Origin of the sequence: Pseudomonas sp. 5Ae-yellow (genome assembly GCF_014077575.1) — a bacterium.
Taxonomy (GTDB): Bacteria; Pseudomonadota; Gammaproteobacteria; order Pseudomonadales; family Pseudomonadaceae; genus Halopseudomonas; species Halopseudomonas neustonica.
Genome location: NZ_JACGWE010000027.1, coordinates 23,506 through 40,242 on the forward strand (window position 1 = coordinate 23,506; position 16,737 = coordinate 40,242).

Annotated in this window: 23 protein-coding genes and 1 riboswitch; of the genes, 17 read left to right on the forward strand and 6 right to left on the reverse strand. The window is 60.1% G+C overall.

What is annotated here, in order from left to right; translation table 11 throughout:
* Window positions 1–95: 95 nt before the first annotated feature.
* The 14 genes from H4J77_RS19780 (at window position 96) to H4J77_RS14510 (ending at window position 10,977) form a co-directional block, all read left to right on the forward strand.
* The gene (locus H4J77_RS19780) at window positions 96–557 is read left to right on the forward strand and encodes a hypothetical protein (RefSeq protein ID WP_220469373.1); all 462 of its coding nucleotides are present in this window, start codon (window positions 96–98) and stop codon (window positions 555–557) included.
* A 61-nt stretch (window positions 558–618) separates the two neighbouring features.
* Window positions 619–1,038, forward strand: coding sequence for a secondary thiamine-phosphate synthase enzyme YjbQ (locus H4J77_RS14450; RefSeq protein ID WP_182249123.1), 420 nt, complete (start codon window positions 619–621; stop codon window positions 1,036–1,038).
* Window positions 1,039–1,251: 213 nt separating this feature from the next.
* Window positions 1,252–1,356, forward strand: a riboswitch (guanidine-I (ykkC/yxkD leader).
* Window positions 1,357–1,409: 53 nt separating this feature from the next.
* Window positions 1,410–2,417, forward strand: a complete 1,008-nt coding sequence (locus tag H4J77_RS14455; RefSeq protein WP_182249125.1) for an ABC transporter substrate-binding protein — start codon at window positions 1,410–1,412, stop codon at window positions 2,415–2,417.
* A 54-nt stretch (window positions 2,418–2,471) separates the two neighbouring features.
* Window positions 2,472–3,509: a fatty acid desaturase gene (locus tag H4J77_RS14460; RefSeq protein ID WP_123891250.1), complete on the forward strand. Its 1,038-nt coding sequence runs from the start codon at window positions 2,472–2,474 to the stop codon at window positions 3,507–3,509.
* A gap of 2 nt (window positions 3,510–3,511) precedes the next feature.
* The gene (locus tag H4J77_RS14465; RefSeq protein WP_182249126.1) at window positions 3,512–4,297 is read left to right on the forward strand and encodes an SDR family NAD(P)-dependent oxidoreductase; all 786 of its coding nucleotides are present in this window, start codon (window positions 3,512–3,514) and stop codon (window positions 4,295–4,297) included.
* Window positions 4,297–5,052 (forward strand): SDR family NAD(P)-dependent oxidoreductase, encoded by a 756-nt coding sequence (locus tag H4J77_RS14470; protein WP_182249129.1) that lies wholly within the window; start codon window positions 4,297–4,299, stop codon window positions 5,050–5,052. The genes H4J77_RS14465 and H4J77_RS14470 overlap by 1 nt, the downstream gene beginning before the upstream one ends.
* Entirely contained in the window at window positions 5,052–5,936 is an 885-nt protein-coding gene (locus H4J77_RS14475) for a DMT family transporter (RefSeq protein WP_182249131.1), read from the forward strand. The genes H4J77_RS14470 and H4J77_RS14475 overlap by 1 nt, the downstream gene beginning before the upstream one ends.
* Window positions 5,936–6,706 (forward strand): creatininase, encoded by a 771-nt coding sequence (locus H4J77_RS14480; protein ID WP_123891254.1) that lies wholly within the window; start codon window positions 5,936–5,938, stop codon window positions 6,704–6,706. Before H4J77_RS14475 ends, H4J77_RS14480 begins: the two co-directional genes overlap by 1 nt.
* Before the next feature lie 2 nt (window positions 6,707–6,708).
* Window positions 6,709–7,356 carry a cysteine hydrolase family protein gene (locus H4J77_RS14485; RefSeq protein ID WP_182249133.1) on the forward strand — a complete coding sequence of 216 codons (648 nt, stop codon included), beginning with the start codon at window positions 6,709–6,711 and terminating at the stop codon, window positions 7,354–7,356.
* Entirely contained in the window at window positions 7,353–8,135 is a 783-nt protein-coding gene (locus H4J77_RS14490) for an N-acyl homoserine lactonase family protein (protein ID WP_123891256.1), read from the forward strand. The genes H4J77_RS14485 and H4J77_RS14490 overlap by 4 nt, the downstream gene beginning before the upstream one ends.
* Window positions 8,132–8,890: a hypothetical protein gene (locus H4J77_RS14495; RefSeq protein WP_182249135.1), complete on the forward strand. Its 759-nt coding sequence runs from the start codon at window positions 8,132–8,134 to the stop codon at window positions 8,888–8,890. Before H4J77_RS14490 ends, H4J77_RS14495 begins: the two co-directional genes overlap by 4 nt.
* Window positions 8,887–9,729, forward strand: coding sequence for an ABC transporter permease (locus tag H4J77_RS14500; RefSeq protein WP_123891258.1), 843 nt, complete (start codon window positions 8,887–8,889; stop codon window positions 9,727–9,729). Before H4J77_RS14495 ends, H4J77_RS14500 begins: the two co-directional genes overlap by 4 nt.
* A 3-nt stretch (window positions 9,730–9,732) precedes the next feature.
* Window positions 9,733–10,575, forward strand: a complete 843-nt coding sequence (locus tag H4J77_RS14505) for an ABC transporter ATP-binding protein (protein ID WP_123891259.1) — start codon at window positions 9,733–9,735, stop codon at window positions 10,573–10,575.
* Between the two features lie 99 nt (window positions 10,576–10,674).
* Window positions 10,675–10,977 (forward strand): hypothetical protein, encoded by a 303-nt coding sequence (locus H4J77_RS14510; protein ID WP_182249137.1) that lies wholly within the window; start codon window positions 10,675–10,677, stop codon window positions 10,975–10,977.
* 56 nt (window positions 10,978–11,033) lie between these two features.
* Here the strand turns inward: H4J77_RS14510 and H4J77_RS14515 are convergent, their stop codons facing one another.
* Genes H4J77_RS14515 through H4J77_RS14540 form a run of 6 tightly spaced genes read right to left on the reverse strand, consistent with a single transcriptional unit; the run spans window position 11,034 to window position 15,606 of the window.
* A complete protein-coding gene (locus H4J77_RS14515) occupies window positions 11,034–11,744 on the reverse strand; it encodes an HAD family hydrolase (RefSeq protein ID WP_182249139.1) in 711 nt (236 codons plus the stop codon).
* The gene (gene xerC, locus H4J77_RS14520; protein ID WP_182249141.1) at window positions 11,741–12,682 is read right to left on the reverse strand and encodes a tyrosine recombinase XerC; all 942 of its coding nucleotides are present in this window, start codon (window positions 12,680–12,682) and stop codon (window positions 11,741–11,743) included. The genes H4J77_RS14515 and xerC overlap by 4 nt, the downstream gene beginning before the upstream one ends.
* Complete coding sequence (locus tag H4J77_RS14525) at window positions 12,666–13,370, reverse strand: DUF484 family protein (protein WP_182249143.1); 705 nt, start codon at window positions 13,368–13,370, stop codon at window positions 12,666–12,668. The genes xerC and H4J77_RS14525 overlap by 17 nt, the downstream gene beginning before the upstream one ends.
* Entirely contained in the window at window positions 13,367–14,197 is an 831-nt protein-coding gene (dapF, locus tag H4J77_RS14530) for a diaminopimelate epimerase (RefSeq protein WP_182249145.1), read from the reverse strand. The genes H4J77_RS14525 and dapF overlap by 4 nt, the downstream gene beginning before the upstream one ends.
* A 1-nt stretch (window position 14,198) precedes the next feature.
* Window positions 14,199–15,452, reverse strand: coding sequence for a diaminopimelate decarboxylase (gene lysA / locus H4J77_RS14535; RefSeq protein ID WP_182249147.1), 1,254 nt, complete (start codon window positions 15,450–15,452; stop codon window positions 14,199–14,201).
* Between the two features lie 7 nt (window positions 15,453–15,459).
* Window positions 15,460–15,606, reverse strand: a complete 147-nt coding sequence (locus H4J77_RS14540) for an LPS translocon maturation chaperone LptM (RefSeq protein WP_123891266.1) — start codon at window positions 15,604–15,606, stop codon at window positions 15,460–15,462.
* A 125-nt stretch (window positions 15,607–15,731) separates the two neighbouring features.
* Between H4J77_RS14540 and cyaY the strand changes: the two genes are divergently transcribed.
* The 3 genes from cyaY to tssD form a co-directional block, all read left to right on the forward strand.
* The gene (gene cyaY / locus H4J77_RS14545; protein ID WP_182249149.1) at window positions 15,732–16,076 is read left to right on the forward strand and encodes an iron donor protein CyaY; all 345 of its coding nucleotides are present in this window, start codon (window positions 15,732–15,734) and stop codon (window positions 16,074–16,076) included.
* The gene (locus tag H4J77_RS14550; RefSeq protein WP_123891268.1) at window positions 16,073–16,267 is read left to right on the forward strand and encodes a DUF1289 domain-containing protein; all 195 of its coding nucleotides are present in this window, start codon (window positions 16,073–16,075) and stop codon (window positions 16,265–16,267) included. Before cyaY ends, H4J77_RS14550 begins: the two co-directional genes overlap by 4 nt.
* Before the next feature lie 304 nt (window positions 16,268–16,571).
* Window positions 16,572–16,737 (forward strand): type VI secretion system tube protein TssD (gene tssD, locus H4J77_RS14555; protein ID WP_182249151.1); only part of this gene is annotated, 166 nt, incomplete at its 3' end.

The window sequence follows — 16,737 nt, forward strand, 5'->3', positions numbered from 1 at the left end:
CATCGCCGGTTACAGCCTGCGCTGAACCTGGGCGCATTAGCGCCGATAAAATCATGCATGATTGATTGAATTCAGACACAACAGCAGGAGGCTTGATGAAAGCGGAAACCTATCGTGAGTTGATTGAATGGACGCAGCACCTGCACGGACAGTTGGCCAAGTGCCTGGAGGCGGGTGCGCTGGCAACGGACACTGCTGAGCGCATGCGCTGGCTGTTGCAGTATTTGGCTGATCACGAGCGCTGTATGCAGCAAATGGTCGTGCGCTTTGAAGAGCAGGCCGACATCAACGTGCTGGACAGCTGGGTGTATGACTATTTCACCGATAATGAGCGTACCCGTGCGCTGGCTACTGAAACCAGTTTTGCCGGTATGAGCTACGAGGCGGTGTGTGCCGAGGTGTTTAATCTGCACAACGATGCGCTGGATTTGTACCGCTACTTGCAAGGGCGGGCCGAGACCGCAGACGGGCGTGAGCTGATGCAGGATCTGTTAGCCATGGAGCAGCATGAAACCCTGCGTTTGGCGGAGCAGGCGCAACGCGCTCAGGAGATGTAATCAGGCAGCCCTAGGCACATGCTAGTCTGCGTTTTTGGCCGGTTCAGCAGGAGGATGTGTGATGTGGCTACAGAAAGAGATTCGTCTGAAGGCGCGCCCGCGCGGTTTTCACCTGATCGATCAGGAAATACGCGCGGCGCTACCGGAGCTGGATTCAATCCGTACCGGGGTGTTACACCTCTGGTTACAGCACACCTCTGCCTCGCTGACGGTGAACGAGAACGCCGACCCACTGGTACGTGAAGACTTCGAAGCCTTTTTTCGCCGCGCCGTGCCGGACGATGCGCCTTACTTCAAGCATATCTATGAAGGCCCGGATGATATGACCGCGCATATCAAATCCAGTCTGCTGGGCGTGCAGCTGAGCATTCCCATCAGCGGCGGGCGCTTGGCAATGGGTACCTGGCAGGGGATCTATCTGGGCGAGCATCGCGTGCACGCGAGTAGCCGACATCTATTGGCAACAATGCAGGGTGAGTAGACGCACCGCAATGGTGTGCTCGGCTCTATTTTTGGGCATGCAAGCGCCCTGAAAGTGTGAGTTTGCTGCCGGGCCAGTTCTTTCATGGGCTTCAAGCCCTTGATACGCAATAAATTTATTTTTTAATGGCTCGATGGCATCAAGAATGCATTGTTAATCAGTGAAACGGGATGAGTCGTCATTGACTCATGACGCATCACACACTGGAGTGGTAACTAGGCGAACTAGGGTTCCGGCCTGCAATGCAGGTGACTGGTCCGAGAGTTTTCCGGTTCTCAAGGAATGAGAACTACACGGCGGGATAAAAGCCCGGGAGACCGTCATGACGACGTCGCCCCGTGCCTTTTTTTCACTGTGTAGGAGTTGTACCCATGAGCGCCTCACGTTTCAGTTTTATCCGCAAGACTCTGGCTGGCGCCAGTCTGGCCGCCGCTGCCGCACTATCTCCCGTTGCTGCACAAGCAGCTGACTCCATGACCATAGGTACTGTTGTCTGGGCCGGTTATGGTCCTTTCTACGTTGCCGACAAACTCGACCTTTACGACCAGTTTGGTCTGGATGTGGAGCTGCAGTTCTTCAATGATCCGGCGTTACTACCTTCGGCCATGGCCGGCGGTGCCGTGGACGGTGCCATGCTTACCTACGACCAGGTAGTGGGTTCCGTCGCCAAGGGCCTGAAGCATCGCGTCGTGATGCCTATCGACTTCTCCAACGGCGGTGACGCCATTGTTGCCGAAAAGTCGATTGCCTCAGTGGCTGACTTTAGCGGCAAGCAGGTTGGCTTCAACCCGCTGTCACCCTCCGACTTTTTGCTGGCTTATGCGCTGCAGACCAATGACATGACGGACAAGGACATTCAGCCCGTCAACATGACGCCAGAAGGTATACCCAGCGCCATGGCCTCCGGCAGCCTGCCGATTGGCGTGACCTACGAGCCTAACGTGTCGCAGATTCTGGGCATGGCCGGTGGCGATAAATTCCATGTGGTTTATTCCTCCAAGGACGCGCCGGGCCTGATTACCGACGTGCTGGCTTTTGACGAAGACATGATCAAAGCCGAGCCCGAAGCCATCAGCGCAATGATCAAGGGTTACCAGGCGGGGCTTGAATACATGCAGGCGCACCCTGAAGAGTCCGCCGAGATCATCGGTAAGGTACTCGGCGTGACCGGTGCCGAAGCCATGGAGCAGATGGAAGGTGTTTACAACATTCCGCTGGATGAGATGGGTAAGAACTTTGTCGAGTCCGAGGAAACCACCTCCTTCTATGGTAGCGGTGCGGTTATCGCCGACCTGCTGGTGAAGAACAAGCAGATTCCGGCAGTACCGGATTTTGCCGATACCTTCGACCCCAGCTTTGTTAACGACCTGACCCAGTAATCAACCGGGCAGGTGCCCTGCACCTGCCCACTGCGCTGTATTCCGGGAGGAAGCATGTCTACATCCCAAGCCAAGTCCAAGCCGCTTTACCGTTACGCCGACGGCCGAGTCTGGAACAGTCTCGCGATGGCCTACAGTGTGGGTGGTTATGCCGCCGGCATAGGTCTGCTGTTGACGCCGCACTGGCTGGCCAAGCTGGTCGGACTGTTATTGCTGGCGCACGCGATGGTGATCGGCGCCTACCTGATCCATGAGTTTGCTCATGGCACCATTTTTAGCAAGCCGGCGCACAACGCGCGGGCGGGCGAAGTCTTCAGTTGGATGACGGGCGGCTGCTACGCCGACTTTCAGGATCTGCGGCGCAAGCACATGCGTCATCACGTTGACCGCGCCGATGTCATTACCTTCGACAGCAAGGAGTTCATCAATGGCTTGCCGGCCTGGACGCGCAAGCTGATTTTGGCACTGGAGTGGGCGTACATCCCGGCAGTCGAGCTGATCATGCATTTCTATGTGGTGCTGCTGCCTTTCATCAGCAAGAGCGAAAAGCACCGTGCCAGGCGCGGCAAGGTACTCAGGGTGCTGCTGGTGCGCAGCGCGCTCTTTGCCCTGCTGGGCTGGCTGTCGTTCAGTGCGCTGGTGCTCTATTGCCTGGCCTGGATGATCATGGTCACGGTGCTGCGCTTCGCCGACGCTTACCAGCACACCTATGACGCTTTCGCCGTGCTGGAAGAAGACGCCAAGATTCCCGCCGACAAGCTGCGTGATCGCGCTTACGAGCAGCTCAATACCTTCAGCAACGTGGTGTCGCTGCGCTGGCCGGCGCTGAACCTGCTGCTGCTCAACTTCGCGTATCACAACGCGCACCATGAAAAGCCGGTAGCGCCCTGGTATCGCCTGCCCAAACTGCACGCAGAGCTGTATGGCGATGGCTACCGCCAGGTGGTGCCGATGGATGAATTGCTGAGCAGTTTTCATCGTCACCGGGTGCGCCGTGTGCTGAGTGAGGATTATGGCGAGTTCGTTGATGGACCCAAGCGGGCCGAGAACTTCTACGGCGCGGTCGGCGTGTCCTTTTTGACGGCGGTATGAGCATGCAGACATTGGACTATAGCGGCCGCACAGTGGTGATCAGCGGCGCGGCCAGCGGCATCGGCCGTGGCCTGGCCCAGGCTTTTGCAGCGCAGGGCGCTCGCCTGGAGCTGCTGGATCGCAATGGCGATGCGCTGGCCGCTGTCGTCGATGAGCTGGCCAGCGTGACGGCGGTGCAGGGCAGCGCGCTTGATTTGAACGATGATGCCGCGGTCAGCGACTACGCCCTGGCGCTGGCTGACCGCTGCGAGCAGGTGCAGGTGCTGGTCAACAACGCGGGGATGGAGCAGCCGACGCCATTACTGGATGCCAGTGCCGATGCCAATCAGCGCTGGCAGACCCAGCTCGACAATAACGTGGTGTCGATGCTGCGCCTGACCCGCGCTCTGCTGCCACTACTTGCCGAGGGCAGCAGCGTGATCAATCAGTCCTCTATCTGGGGGCTGAGTGCGGTTGCCGGATTCTCGGCTTATGTCGCCAGCAAACACGCCGTGATTGGTCTGACCCGCTCGCTGGCCTGGGAACTGGGGGCGCAGCGTATTCGTGTGAACGCGGTGTGTCCGGGCTGGATCGGTACCGATGCCGCGATGGCGTCACTGCGCAGCATGGCGCAGCAAAGCGGTCGCAGTGAAGACGATGAGCTGCAACATATTTTATCGGCTCAAGCGATCCCCGAGCTGCTCACGCCGGCTGATCTGGCCGGCACATTTTTGTTCCTTGGCTCCTCTGCCGCCGCGGCCATAACCGGGCAAGCGCTGGTGGTTAGCCGGGGTGAGGTAATGCACTGATGAGTATCCAGGATTTCAAGGGCCAGCGGATGCTGGTGACAGGCGCGGCGACCGGTATTGGCCGCGCCTGCGCGCAAATGCTGGCGGGGCGCGGGGCCGAAGTGTGGATTAACCACCTGGGCCAGGCGGATGCCGCTGCGGTGCTGGTAGACGAGATTGTCTCTGCCGGCGGTCGTGCGATCGCCATCGAAGCAGATGTCAGTGATCCCGATGCGGTCGCTGAAATGTTTGCCTGTATCACCGCCAATGGCCCGCTCGACGGCCTGGTCAATAATGCGGGGATCATTCAGGAGCAAGCCTTTCTGGATACGTCCGAGGCTGACTGGCGGCAAATCATGGCAGTCGATCTGGATGGCGTGTATCGCTGCTGTCGGCATGCGCTGGAAGGCATGAGCACCGCAGGGCGTGGCGCTATCGTCAATATCAGCTCTGAGCTTGGGCATCTGGGCCGAGAAAACTACGTTGCTTACTGCACGGCCAAGGCGGGCGTGATCGGCTTGACCAAAGCACTGGCGCGCGAGTTCGCCCCGGCCATTCGGGTCAACGGCGTGGCGCCGGGGCCGGTGGATACGGCCATGGTGTCGGTCGAGCATATGAGCGAGGAGTGGATCGCTAAGGAGCTGGCGATTCCAGCCGGACGGCTCGGCCGCCCTGATGAAATTGCCGCGGCGGTGTGCTTTCTATTGTCGCCAGCGGCCAGCTTTTTTACCGGTCAGATGTTGGGTGCCAATGGCGGTGCCTGGATGGGCGGCTGATGCTGCGTCCCGAATGGATACTGATTATCGCCACCATCATGTGGGGCACCAGTTGGCTGCCGCTGCAGGCGTTTGCGGAGCAGGGTATCAGCGGTATGCCCATGGTGCTGGCGAGTTACGGCTTGATTGCGTTGTTCGCGTTGCCGCTGATCTACCGGCAGCGCGCGGCCTGGTGGCCGCAACGCTGGGGTCTGCTGGGCATCATCCTGTTTGGTGGTTGGGCCAATGCGTCCTTGTTGTCGTCGCTGTCGCTGGCAGAGGATCTGGTTCGGGTGATGCTGTTGTTCTATCTGGCGCCGGTCTGGGGTGTGCTGGGTGGTTGGTTGCTGCTGCGTGAGCGCATCACCGGCTTGCGCTTGACTGCACTGGTGCTGGCGCTGATAGGCATCGGCGTAACCCTGGGTGTCGGTCGTAACACCTTCAACAGCATGACTGCGATCGACTGGCTGGCGGTTAGTGCCGGGCTGGGTTTCGCCCTGAACAACCTGGCTACCCGCGCCGCCGACCAGGTACCCATGACCAGCAAGACAGTCGCGGCCTTTGTTGGCAGCGCGCTCTTTGCCGGGCTTGCCTGCCTGCTGTTCACCGAGCGCATGCCAGTGCTGGAGGTGCAGGTCTGGTTATGGATCGTGGTGTTTGCGATTGCCTGGCTGTTGCTCGCGACCCTGGCAGCGCAGTACGGCGTGACCCACCTGCCGGCCAGCAAGGCCGCCGTTCTGGTGGTATTCGAACTGATAGCGGCGGTGCTGTCGGTTGCCTGGCTGAATGATGAACCCATTGGCCTGCGCACCTGGATCGGCGCTGGCATGGTTACCCTGGCGGCGGTGATGGCGGGCTGGCCGGAACAGATACCCAAGACTGAATTAGCGAGGAGTACATCCTGATGGCAAGCGTACATATGGACCAGATCAGCTGGGTTGAATACCAGCAACGAGTCGAGCAGGGCGCAGTGGTGTTTTTACCCTGCGGCGCGACCGAACAGCATGGCCCGCATCTGCCGTTGGGCACCGATGCGCTATTGTCCACCGCGCTGAGTGCCGATGTGGCCGCGCAGGTTGGCGGTATCGTTGCCCCGGCATTGGCTTATGGTTACAAGTCGCAGCCCAAGTGCGGTGGCGGCCAACATTTTTGCGGCACCACCAGCCTCGACGGCGCCACCCTGATCGCCCTGGTGCAGGACGCAGTACGCGAGTTCGCTCGCCATGGGGTCAAGCGTCTGGTGCTGGTGCTGGGGCATTACGAGAACACCTGGTTTGTGACTGAAGGTATCCAGCTGGCACAGCGTGAGCTCGGTGCCGGTTGCGAGCTGGAAGTGATGCGGCTGGAGCACTGGGACTTCTGCAAGGAAGAAACGCTGGAAGACATTTTTCCGGACGGTTTCCCCGGTTTTGCCTTGGAGCACGCGGCGGTTATCGAGACCTCGCTGATGCTGCACTATCTGCCGCATTTGGTCAGCCTGGAGCAGATTCCCAACGATCCACCAGCAGACTTCCCGCCCTACGACATGTATCCCACGCGCACAGAGTGGGTACCGCCATCGGGTGTGTTGTCTTCGGCGCTGGGATCGACCGCCGAGAAAGGCGCGCGTATGGCGGATGACATCGTCAGCGGTATTGCTGCTGCGGTTCGCTATGAATTCAAGCTGGAGGCCTGACCATGCTGGCGCTGCAACCTGAACGCGCTGCTTTGCTGCTGATCGACATGCAGCGCGACTTCTGCGCACCGGGCGGTTATGCCGAACATGCGGGGTTGGATATTCAGCGGCTGCGCGCGCCCATTGCGGCGCAGCAGGCGCTACTGGCAGCGGCGAGGGCGAGTGGCATGCTGGTGGTGCATACCCGTGAAGGGCATCGGCCGGACCTCTCCGACCTGCCAGCCTGGAAGCGTATTCGTTCCGAGCGCAGCGGCGCGCCCATAGGATCGGCCGGCCCTCTGGGTCGGCTGCTGGTGCGTGGTGAATACGGCCACGACCTGATTAACGAGTTACAGCCGCACGCGGGTGAGCCGGTTATCGACAAGCCCGGTTATTGCGCTTTTGCCGCGACCGATCTTGAGCTGATTCTGCGCACGCGTGGCATCGACAGTCTGATCATCACCGGGGTGACCACCGAGGTCTGTGTCAGCTCCACGCTGCGCAGCGCGATTGATCGCGGCTTCAACTGTCTGACCGTACGCGACGCCTGTGGCTCGGCGCATGCCGATCTGCACGCCGCGGCGCTGGCGATGATCGAGGTGGAAGGCGGCATCTTTGGCGAGTGCTGCGACAGTCAGGCGCTGCTGATGCGCCTGCGGGAGGCCGCATGACACAGGTACAAAAACTCTGGCCTTTGCTGACCGCAACGCATCACTACGACAAGTCGATTTCCACGCGCGGTCGCGGTCAGGGCGTGCAGATTGAAGCGCCGATTTTGGCCTTTCTGATAGAGACCCGGCAGGGGCGTGTGCTGTTCGACGTGGGATGTGATTACAACAAGCTCACCGATCCGGCACTGCGCGCTCGCTGGTATGACCCCGAGGCGTTCCCTATGGGGCCGCCGCAGATGAGTGAAGAGCAGCGTTTGCAGGCTCACCTGGCCAAATTGGGGCTGACCACCGCCGATATCGACATGGTCTTTCTCAGTCACCTGCATTTTGATCATGCCGGTGGGCTTTGTGATGTCTGCGGTGCCGAGGTGCACGTGCATGTAGCCGAGCTGGAGGCCGCCCGCGAGCCGGCGGACGATGCCTACTTTGCCGATGATTTTGCCGGCAACCTGCGGTGGCGCTTGCAGCAGGAAGAGTACGACCTGCTGCCGGGCCTGCGGGCCATCAATACCCCCGGCCATACTGCCGGCCATATGTCGCTGATGATCGAGCTACCGCATGGGGCTCCAGTGATTCTGGCGGGAGATGCCGCTGATCTGCAGGAAAATCTCGATGACGAAATAGCCCCCGGTACGTGCTGGCGCGATCGCGATGATATGGCGGTGGACAGTATTCGCAAGCTCAAACAGATCGCCGGCGAGACCGGTGCCGACCTGTGGCCAAATCACGACATGGCGTTTTGGCGCACCCTCAAACGTTTTCCGGAGTATCACCAATGAATCCGGTTCCAGCCAGTTATCACGGGGTCTGGCAGCGTACGCTACTGCGCCTAGCCGATGGCTCAGAAGACACCACAACAAGGGTGTTTTGGTTGCAGAGCGAGCATCTGCACGCCGATCTGCGCATTCCCGATCCTTGCCCAACGCTGCCGCGTGAGCGTATTCGCCTGTCTGGCTTTGCCGGTCTGACGGAAGCCACCGAGACACGCTGTCAGTGGCACCGGGCAATCGACTTTCACCCCGACAGCGGCACTGATATCGGCAATATGCGCTTTATCAATGCCGATGAAGTGCACGAAACCGCATTGGACGACAGCTATCTGGAGATCTGGCAGCGCTTGCCTGACTCGGTTGGCGTGGTTGAGCAAACCTGGCTGCACAGCGCTGATGGCACTGGCCGTCGTGCCTGTCTGTTGCGCGCCGGGGACTATTTTATGTTTGCCGCTGACCGGCCATTGCGGCTGAGCGGGCGGCTCTCGCTGCAGCACTATCTGCAGCATGAAAGCGCACGTGACGTCGATCTGCTGCTGGGCTGCGAGCTGACCTTCGGCCGCATTCAGGGCGGCGAGCAGCCCTGGCAGATTTTATACAGCACCTTGTCGGCATCCAGCGGCAGCCTGTTCCCGCTGCCGGTTGATGCGCAGCCTTGGGCTGAGTTACCCGTCGCCGCACTCGGTATATATCCCCCAGAGAACGGCTGGCGCCGAGCGCCGTTACCCCGTCTGCAGGACTTGAACAAGGAGATACTGGTATGAACGCACCAGCCCCATTACCTGAAACCCCGGCTGCTGCCCCGGTGCGCAAGCGCCGCTCTCGCTGGTGGACGGTGCGCGGTTCATTGCCACCCAGAACCGCTGGTTTACTGACGGCCCTCGGTTTGATTGCGCCTTTTTTCATCTGGTGGCTTTACACCGCCATGGGGCTGAATGATCCGCTGTTCATGCCGGGACCGATTGCCGTCGCAGAGCGAACCTGGAACTGGTGGCTGGAGGACGGCCTCTGGGGCGACATCACCATCAGTGTTTATCGCGTCATGGCTGGCTTTTTGATCTCGGCCTTGATTGCCTTGCCGCTGGGCTTGTATCTGGGTACCTACAAGCCGGTCCAGGCGACGCTGGAGCCCTTGATCGACTTTATCCGCTATATGCCAGCGGTCGCTTTTATCCCGCTGGTCATGCTGTGGGTAGGGATTGGTGAAGGCTCGAAGATTCTGATCATCTTTATTGGCACCTTCTTTCAGATGGTGCTGATGGCAGCTGAAGACATTCGCCGGGTGCCGATGGCGCAAATAGAAGCGGCGCAGACCATGGGCGCATCGCGTACCGAAATCATCCGTCTGGTGGTCCTGCCGTCAGCGCGCCCGGCCTTGCTGGATACGCTGCGCATCACCTGCGGCTGGGCCTGGACCTACCTGGTCGTCGCCGAACTGGTCGCATCCAATTCCGGCCTGGGTTACGCGATTCTGCGCGCGCAGCGCTATATGCACACCGACAAGATTTTTGCCGGCATCCTGTTGATCGGTTTGATCGGACTGCTGACCGACCAGGCGTTCCGCTGGATCGGGCGTCGGGCATTTCATTGGCAGAAGAGGTGAGCCATGAGCAACTCCTGTATCAGTATTCGCAATGTAGGCAAAACCTTTGAGACCCGTGATCAGAGCATTGAGGCCCTGCGTGACGTCAATCTTGAAGTAGAGCCTAATGAGTTCATCACTTTTGTCGGCGCATCCGGTTGTGGCAAGTCTACCCTGTTGCGCATTCTGGCTGGCCTTGAGACGCATAGCAGCGGCGACATTCTGCTGCACGATCAGCCGATAGACGGCCCCGGTGTTGATCGCGCCATGGTGTTTCAGCATTACAGTCTCTACCCCTGGCTGAACGTGAATCAGAACATCAAGTTCTGCCGTCAGCTCAAGGTGATTGCCGATACCGTACACAGCCAGTCGGATGTTGAAACCGCCTCTGGCCGCGCCGATGCGCTGCTCAATCTGATGGGGCTCCGCGACTTCAGTGAAGCCTATCCCAGCCAGTTATCCGGCGGCATGCAACAACGTGTAGCCATCGCCCGCGCACTGATGCCCCGCCCGGACTTTCTGTTGATGGATGAGCCTTTCGGCGCGCTGGACGCGCAGACCCGTGAAGTGATGCACGACCTGATTCGCCATGTGCATCGCCTGGAGAAAAGCACCATCCTGTTCGTCACCCATGACGTAGAAGAGGCCATCTATCTGGGTAGCCGTATCGTGCTGATGGCGCCAAGGCCGGGGCGTATCGACAGTATCTATGAGGTGCCCTTGCCAAAGGTGCGTCATCAGGACATGAAGCTGGAGCCGGACTTCATTGAACTCAAGCGTCAGATACTCTCGCGTATCCGAGAAACCTCAGGCGTGCAGACCGATCTGGACCAATTGGCGCGTCTGACAGAAGGGGCGGAACTGTAAATCAGCGGTCCTCGGTATAAAAAAATTGTCAGCGGGTACTAGCCAAATCATCTGAATGCGCTATATATAGCGTGTTTTCCCTTGGGAGGGTGTTGGGGCATGAGTGACGATATGGACGATGATTACGAAGGCGTGGCAGAGACCACCGCCAACGATCAGCCGGATGACAATGATGATGACGCTGATGGCGAGGTAGTCGCCAGCAAGCCGCGCAAGAAGAATGCACCGGCGGAAGAGCTGGAAGGCCCTTCTGTTGAAGCCAAGGACCGTGAGCGCGATGAGCTGGCGCGGCAGATGGAAGAGTTTCTGTCGCGTGGTGGCAAGGTGCAGGAGATCGACTCCAACGTGGTCGCCGATCCGCCGAAGAAACCGGACAGCAAATACGGTAGTCGTCCTATCTAGTTCCGGGCGGCTGTGCGGCCTTTATGCCGCCGCTCAGTAGCGGCGGCACCTGCGCGTCAGGGCCGAGCGTATTTCACGTAACGGTTCAGCCACGGCGGTATTTCGCTCAGGCAGCGGACCTCGCCATGGGCGCGCGGCTGCTGTGGCCAGGCCTTGCCCTGCGGGTTGAACCAGAGCGTGTGCATGCCTACATCCAAGGCGCCCTGGATGTCATCGCCAGGATGATCGCCAATGTGCAGTGCCTGTGCCGGCTCGACACCTGCCGCCTCCAGCGCGGTGAGAAAGGGCGCGGGGTCCGGTTTGCTCAAGCCCACATCGTCGGCTGAAACGATGATCTTGAAGAAACGATCCAGCCCCAGCCTGCGCACGTCTGCGTTGCCATTGGAAATGCTCGCCAGCTGGTACTGCCGTGACAGCAACTCCAGCACGATTTCCATATGCGGGAAGTACTCCAGCTTGTGGCGCGCGTCGAGAAATACGGTAAAGCCCTTGGCCGCCAGTTCACTGGCCTGCTCGGCGGAATAACCCGCTTTGCGCAGGCCCAGCTCCAGCACGGCAATACGCAATGGTGTGACGCGGTGGCGCAGCTCGGGCTGAGCTTCCAGCACTTCGCTACGTAGGGCCATGCGGGCGTCGGCGTCGAGTTGCTGAGCAAACTTAGGCGCGTTTTTCTCCAGCCAGCGCATTAGCGCTTGCTCGGCGGCAACGACCACCGATTCGGTTTCCCACAGGGTGTTGTCGAGATCAAAGGTGACGAGTTGAATCATTCGGTATCTGCTTTGCGTTTGGCGCGCGGATGGGCCTTGTCGTAGACCTGCGCGAGATGTTGGAAATCCAGATGGGTATAAATTTGCGTCGTGCTGATATCAGCATGCCCGAGCAGTTCCTGCACCGCGCGCAGGTCACCGGAGGATTCGAGCATGTGGCTGGCGAAGGAGTGGCGGAGCATGTGCGGATGCAGGTGCTGGCCGATGCGTTCGACGCCGCGCCGCCGCACCCGCAGCTGAATCGCGCGAGTGGTCAGGCGGCTGCCGCGTTGGCTGACAAACACCGGTTGTGCCGCCTCCTGCTGCGCTGGCCTGACCTTGAGCCAGGCCTCCAGCGCCGTTAGTGCCATGCGTCCCACGGGCAGCAGGCGGGTTTTATTACCCTTGCCGAGCACCCGTACCTCGCCTTGTTGCATGTCCAGATCGGCGACGTCGAGTCCAGCCAGCTCCGACAAGCGCAGACCGGACGAATAGAATAGCTCCAGCATCGCCTGATCCCGTACCTGCAGCCAGTCCGGATCGCCATTGTCATCGAGCAACTGGCTGGCGAGGTCTGCGTCCAGGGTTTTGGGTAGTTTCTTGCCCGCCTTGGGCGCGCGCAGGTCCAGCGCCGGATTGATCTGGCAGCGCTGCTCGCGCAATAGATAGCGATAAAAACTGCGTACGGTGCTGAGTTGGCGTTGCAGGCTGCGCGGTGAGATGCCGCGCTGATGCTGCTGCGCCACATAGTGGCGTAACTGCGCGCTGCTGAGCTGATCCCAGCTGCTGAGCTTGCGTTCATGGCGGAACAGACCCAACTGCTGCAAGTCGTGCGCATAGGCTTCCAGGGTGCGGGGCGACAACTGACGCTCGGTGCGCAGGTGGCGCAGAAAGGCGTCTACATCGTGATCGACCGCCGGCACCTCGGAGGTGCCGGGCGTATCAGGCGTGGGCTTCATCGGCCAGCGGACGTTGGCGCAACAGAATACGGGCCAGCGCATCGGCTACGTAGCCAAGAAACAGGGTGCCGGTGGCGCTGCGGTATTGCTGTGAATCTTTGCTGCCGAGCGCTAGTACGCCATGCAGGCCCTCATGACTGATGGGCGCAAAAGCGGTAGAGGCTACTTCTTCGGCGGACTCGCCAAACAGAAAGCTCAGTTCTTCCGGGCGCAGCGCGCCGCTGACCGGTTTGCCGTTGTCGAGCAGGTGACCGATAGCCTCTTTGGCCGCCGCATGGCTGACGCAATGTGCGTTGCTGTAGCGGTCAGCTTCGGTAAACAGAATCAGACAGACAAAAGGCACCTGAAAGTCATTGCGCAAACTGTCTTCCAGGCTGGCAATCACCTGCTCCAGGCTCTGCGCTTCGAGCATGCTGAGGATCAGGCGACGGCTCTTGTCGAATAGCCGGTCGTTCTCGCGGGCGGTATCCATCAGCTGGTTCAGGCGATTGCGCACTTCAATATTGCGCTCGCGCAGTAACTTTACCTGACGCTCAACCAGCGATACGGCCTGGCCCGGTTGATGCGGAATGATCAGATCGGTAAGTAGCTCGTCATGTTCGGCGAAGTAGGCCGGGTGACGCCGCAGGTAATCGGCGACCTGTTCGGCATCAATGTCGTCGCTGCTCTGCCGCTTTTGCTCGCTCATACGCGTATCTGTCCTTCGTAGACCCGGGTTGCCGGGCCAGTCATCATGACGGGCTGGCCGGGGCCGTCCCATTCGATTTGCAGGTTGCCGCCGGGTAGCTGAATTTGTACCGGGGAGCGTAACAGACCCAGCCGGATACCGGCGACCGCTGCCGCGCAGGCGCCCGTGCCGCACGCCTGGGTTTCCCCTACGCCGCGCTCGAATACCCGTAAACGGGCGTGTTCGGGGTCAATTATCTGCATAAAGCCGGCATTGACCTTGCGCGGAAAGCGCGGGTGCGCCTCGATCAGTGCGCCCAGGCGTTCCAGCATGCCGTTGTTGATCTCGTCCACCAGGGTTACGCAGTGCGGGTTGCCCATGGAGACTGCAGAGACCATCAATTGCTCGCCCGCGACCTCGAAGGCGTACTGCTCGGCCTCGTGCTCGGCAATAAAGGGAACCTCCGCTGGAGTAAAGCGCGGCGCGCCCATATCTACGGTTACCTGCCCATCCCGCCGTACTTGCAGGGTGATGGGGCCGCCTGCGGTTTCAACCTGGATTACCTTCTTGGCGGTCAGGCGCTTGTCCTGCACAAAGCGGGCAAAGCAGCGCGCACCGTTGCCGCACTGCTCCACTTCACTACCGTCAGCGTTATAGATGCGGTAGCGAAAGTCCGCGTCCGGGCAACTTGGCGGCTCGACCACCAGCAACTGGTCAAAGCCGATACCGGTATGGCGGTCGCTCCACTGGCGGATCTGCTTGGGCAACAGCTGCGCGTGCTGAGTGACCAGGTCAATAACCATAAAGTCGTTGCCCAGCCCGTGCATCTTGGTGAATCGCAGCAGCATGTCAGTCCTCGGGTAGCAGGCGCTCGCCGGCTATCAGTTCGGCGACCGTTTCGCGGCGGCGCACCAGATGGGTGTGCTCGCCGTCGACCAATACTTCGGCGGCGCGCGGACGGGTGTTGTAGTTGGAGCTCATGACAAAGCCATAAGCACCGGCAGACCGCACTGCCAATAGATCGCCTTCAGCCAGCGCCAGTTCGCGGTCCTTGCCGAGGAAATCACCGGTCTCACAGACCGGGCCGACGATATCCCAGCTCAGTAGCTCGGCGTCGCTGCGCGGCTTGACTGCGTCGATACCCATCCAGGCGCTATAGAGTGCCGGACGGATCAGATCATTCATGGCGCCGTCGATGATCGCAAAGTTCTTGTGCTCGGTCGGCTTCAGCAGGTTGACGCGGGTCAGCATCACCCCGGCGTTGGCGACGATAGAGCGGCCGGGCTCAAACATCAGCGTCAGCTCACGACCGGCCAGCGCCTCACGCACCTTGGCCAGGTAAGCACCGGGGCTGGGCGGCGTCTCGTCGCGGTAGGTCACACCCAAACCGCCACCCAAATCCAGGTGACGGATATGAATACCTTCCTCTGCCAGGCCGTCAATCAGCTCCAGCAGGCGCCTGAGCGCATCAATAAGCGGGGTGTCGTCGGTCAGCTGCGAGCCGATGTGACAGTCCACGCCGCAGATATCAATATGGCTCAGCTCGGCCGCGCGGCGGTAGACCGCTGGCGCATTGGCAATATCAATACCAAACTTGTTCTCTTTCAGCCCGGTAGAAATATAGGGGTGCGTCTTGGCATCCACGTCCGGGTTGACCCGCAGCGAGATCGGCGCCTTGATATTCAGCTCGGCGGCCACCAATTGCAGGCGCTCCAGCTCGACGGTCGATTCGATGTTGAAGCAATGAATGCCAACCTCAAGCGCGCGGCGCATTTCTGCTGCGGTTTTGCCCAGGCCAGAGAACACAATGCGTGAAGGCTCGCCACCGGCGGCCAACACACGTTCCAGCTCACCACCGGACACAATGTCAAAGCCAGCGCCCTGACGGGCCAGCAGGTTCAGAACGGCCAGATTGGAGTTGGCCTTGACGGCAAAGCACACCAAATGAGGCACGCCCTGTAGCGCCGAATCCCAGGCCTGATAGGCCTGTTCAATGGCCTGCCGCGAGTAAACGAAGCAAGGGGTGTCGTACTCGGCGGCAATCGCAGATAATGCGACGCCTTCGGCGTGTAGCTCGCCGTGGCGATAATCAAAGGCGGTCATTGTTGCATCACTTCTCGGTCGGTTCCTGGATCAGTTCTTCCTGCGCCGGGGTCGGCGGCTGGCCTGATGTGTCTTCTGGCAGATAAAGAGGGCCCTTCTGGCCGCAGCCAGCAAGTACCAGCAAGCCGAAGATGAGTGCGCTGATATGCTTCATGTTGGATTCCTTACAGGTAGAATATCCGGCAGTATACCCAGCCACCCGGCTCGGTGCATCAGCCGCCGTTCAGCGGCGGCGTTGCAGCAGCCAGATGCGGTGGCCAACAGACAAGAGAGAACCCCATGCAGGATGTGAGCGAAGCGGAATTTCACCAGCAGGTAGATCACGTGCAGGACTTGATCGAGCATGCGGTTGACGCCTGCGATCTTGATCTGGAAATGGAGCACATGGAGGGCTCGCTGGTGCTGGTGCTGGCCGACGGCACACGCCTGGTTGTGGGCCGCCAGCCCGCTTCCCGCGAGCTATGGCTGGCCACGCCGAATACCACCTTGCACTTTGGCTATCATGGCGATCAGGGTTGGCAGCACGACAGCGGCGAGGGCTCGCTCTCCGAGGTGCTGTCTCAGGTGCTTGAAGAGTTGACTGGCGATGAGGTCGAGCTTGAGCTGGATGAGGTCGCCGAGTGACCGAGCGCGGCCAGCAAGCCTCGCCCTGCGTGCGCAAGTGCTGCCTAGACGCAGACGAGTGCCTGGGTTGCGGCCGCCTGATGAAAGAAATACTCGAGTGGGCTAACGCCACCGATGCGCGTCAGCGCGACATTATTACCGCCGCCGGGGAGCGCCGCCGAGCCCGCGAGCTGCGAGCGCAAAACCGCTGACCCTAGCGCGTTGTCAGTCAACATGACTGGCAAAAACTTGCGCAACCCACACGCCAATCCCCGCCGCCCATTACGCCCCAGCCCTCAGCAACCAAGGCCCTCAGGCCGGTGCGCAATAACCTGCACAGTGGTGCGCAGCTTTCTGCGCAATTCACTGTGACCGCTGTCACAGAAGCCCTTTTGGCTGACCTTGGGTGCTATTTAACTATTTGATTTGTATCGAATTTATGCGGTTGGCACAGCTCTTGTTTGTTAATGGGCAGCCGGACATCACCGGCACCTCATCTCAAGCAAGGAGAGCACCATGCCAACACCCGCGTATCTCACTATCGAAGGCACCAAGCAGGGCCTGATCACCGCCGGTACCTTCACCGAAGATTCCGTCGGCAACATCTTCCAGGAAGGTCACGAAGACCAGGTACTGGTTCAGGGCTACAACCACCAGGTCATCATCCCACGTGATCCACAGT

Bases quoted from the DNA above. Each gene is read 5' to 3' on its own strand.
- H4J77_RS14460 (WP_123891250.1), top strand. From the start codon at position 2,472: ATGTCTACATCCCAAGCCAAGTCCAAGCCGCTTTACCGTTACGCCGAC.
- H4J77_RS14475 (WP_182249131.1), top strand. From the start codon at position 5,052: ATGCTGCGTCCCGAATGGATACTGATTATCGCCACCATCATGTGGGGC.
- H4J77_RS14515 (WP_182249139.1), bottom strand. From the start codon at position 11,744: ATGATTCAACTCGTCACCTTTGATCTCGACAACACCCTGTGGGAAACC.
- H4J77_RS14470 (WP_182249129.1), top strand. From the start codon at position 4,297: ATGAGTATCCAGGATTTCAAGGGCCAGCGGATGCTGGTGACAGGCGCG.
- H4J77_RS14490 (WP_123891256.1), top strand. From the start codon at position 7,353: ATGACACAGGTACAAAAACTCTGGCCTTTGCTGACCGCAACGCATCAC.
- H4J77_RS14465 (WP_182249126.1), top strand. From the start codon at position 3,512: ATGCAGACATTGGACTATAGCGGCCGCACAGTGGTGATCAGCGGCGCG.
- H4J77_RS14480 (WP_123891254.1), top strand. From the start codon at position 5,936: ATGGCAAGCGTACATATGGACCAGATCAGCTGGGTTGAATACCAGCAA.
- H4J77_RS14525 (WP_182249143.1), bottom strand. From the start codon at position 13,370: ATGAGCGAGCAAAAGCGGCAGAGCAGCGACGACATTGATGCCGAACAG.
- H4J77_RS14500 (WP_123891258.1), top strand. From the start codon at position 8,887: ATGAACGCACCAGCCCCATTACCTGAAACCCCGGCTGCTGCCCCGGTG.
- lysA (WP_182249147.1), bottom strand. From the start codon at position 15,452: ATGACCGCCTTTGATTATCGCCACGGCGAGCTACACGCCGAAGGCGTC.
- H4J77_RS14455 (WP_182249125.1), top strand. From the start codon at position 1,410: ATGAGCGCCTCACGTTTCAGTTTTATCCGCAAGACTCTGGCTGGCGCC.
- dapF (WP_182249145.1), bottom strand. From the start codon at position 14,197: ATGCTGCTGCGATTCACCAAGATGCACGGGCTGGGCAACGACTTTATG.
- H4J77_RS14485 (WP_182249133.1), top strand. From the start codon at position 6,709: ATGCTGGCGCTGCAACCTGAACGCGCTGCTTTGCTGCTGATCGACATG.
- H4J77_RS19780 (WP_220469373.1), top strand. From the start codon at position 96: ATGAAAGCGGAAACCTATCGTGAGTTGATTGAATGGACGCAGCACCTG.
- cyaY (WP_182249149.1), top strand. From the start codon at position 15,732: ATGCAGGATGTGAGCGAAGCGGAATTTCACCAGCAGGTAGATCACGTG.
- H4J77_RS14540 (WP_123891266.1), bottom strand. From the start codon at position 15,606: ATGAAGCATATCAGCGCACTCATCTTCGGCTTGCTGGTACTTGCTGGC.
- H4J77_RS14495 (WP_182249135.1), top strand. From the start codon at position 8,132: ATGAATCCGGTTCCAGCCAGTTATCACGGGGTCTGGCAGCGTACGCTA.
- H4J77_RS14510 (WP_182249137.1), top strand. From the start codon at position 10,675: ATGAGTGACGATATGGACGATGATTACGAAGGCGTGGCAGAGACCACC.
- xerC (WP_182249141.1), bottom strand. From the start codon at position 12,682: ATGAAGCCCACGCCTGATACGCCCGGCACCTCCGAGGTGCCGGCGGTC.
- H4J77_RS14505 (WP_123891259.1), top strand. From the start codon at position 9,733: ATGAGCAACTCCTGTATCAGTATTCGCAATGTAGGCAAAACCTTTGAG.
- H4J77_RS14450 (WP_182249123.1), top strand. From the start codon at position 619: ATGTGGCTACAGAAAGAGATTCGTCTGAAGGCGCGCCCGCGCGGTTTT.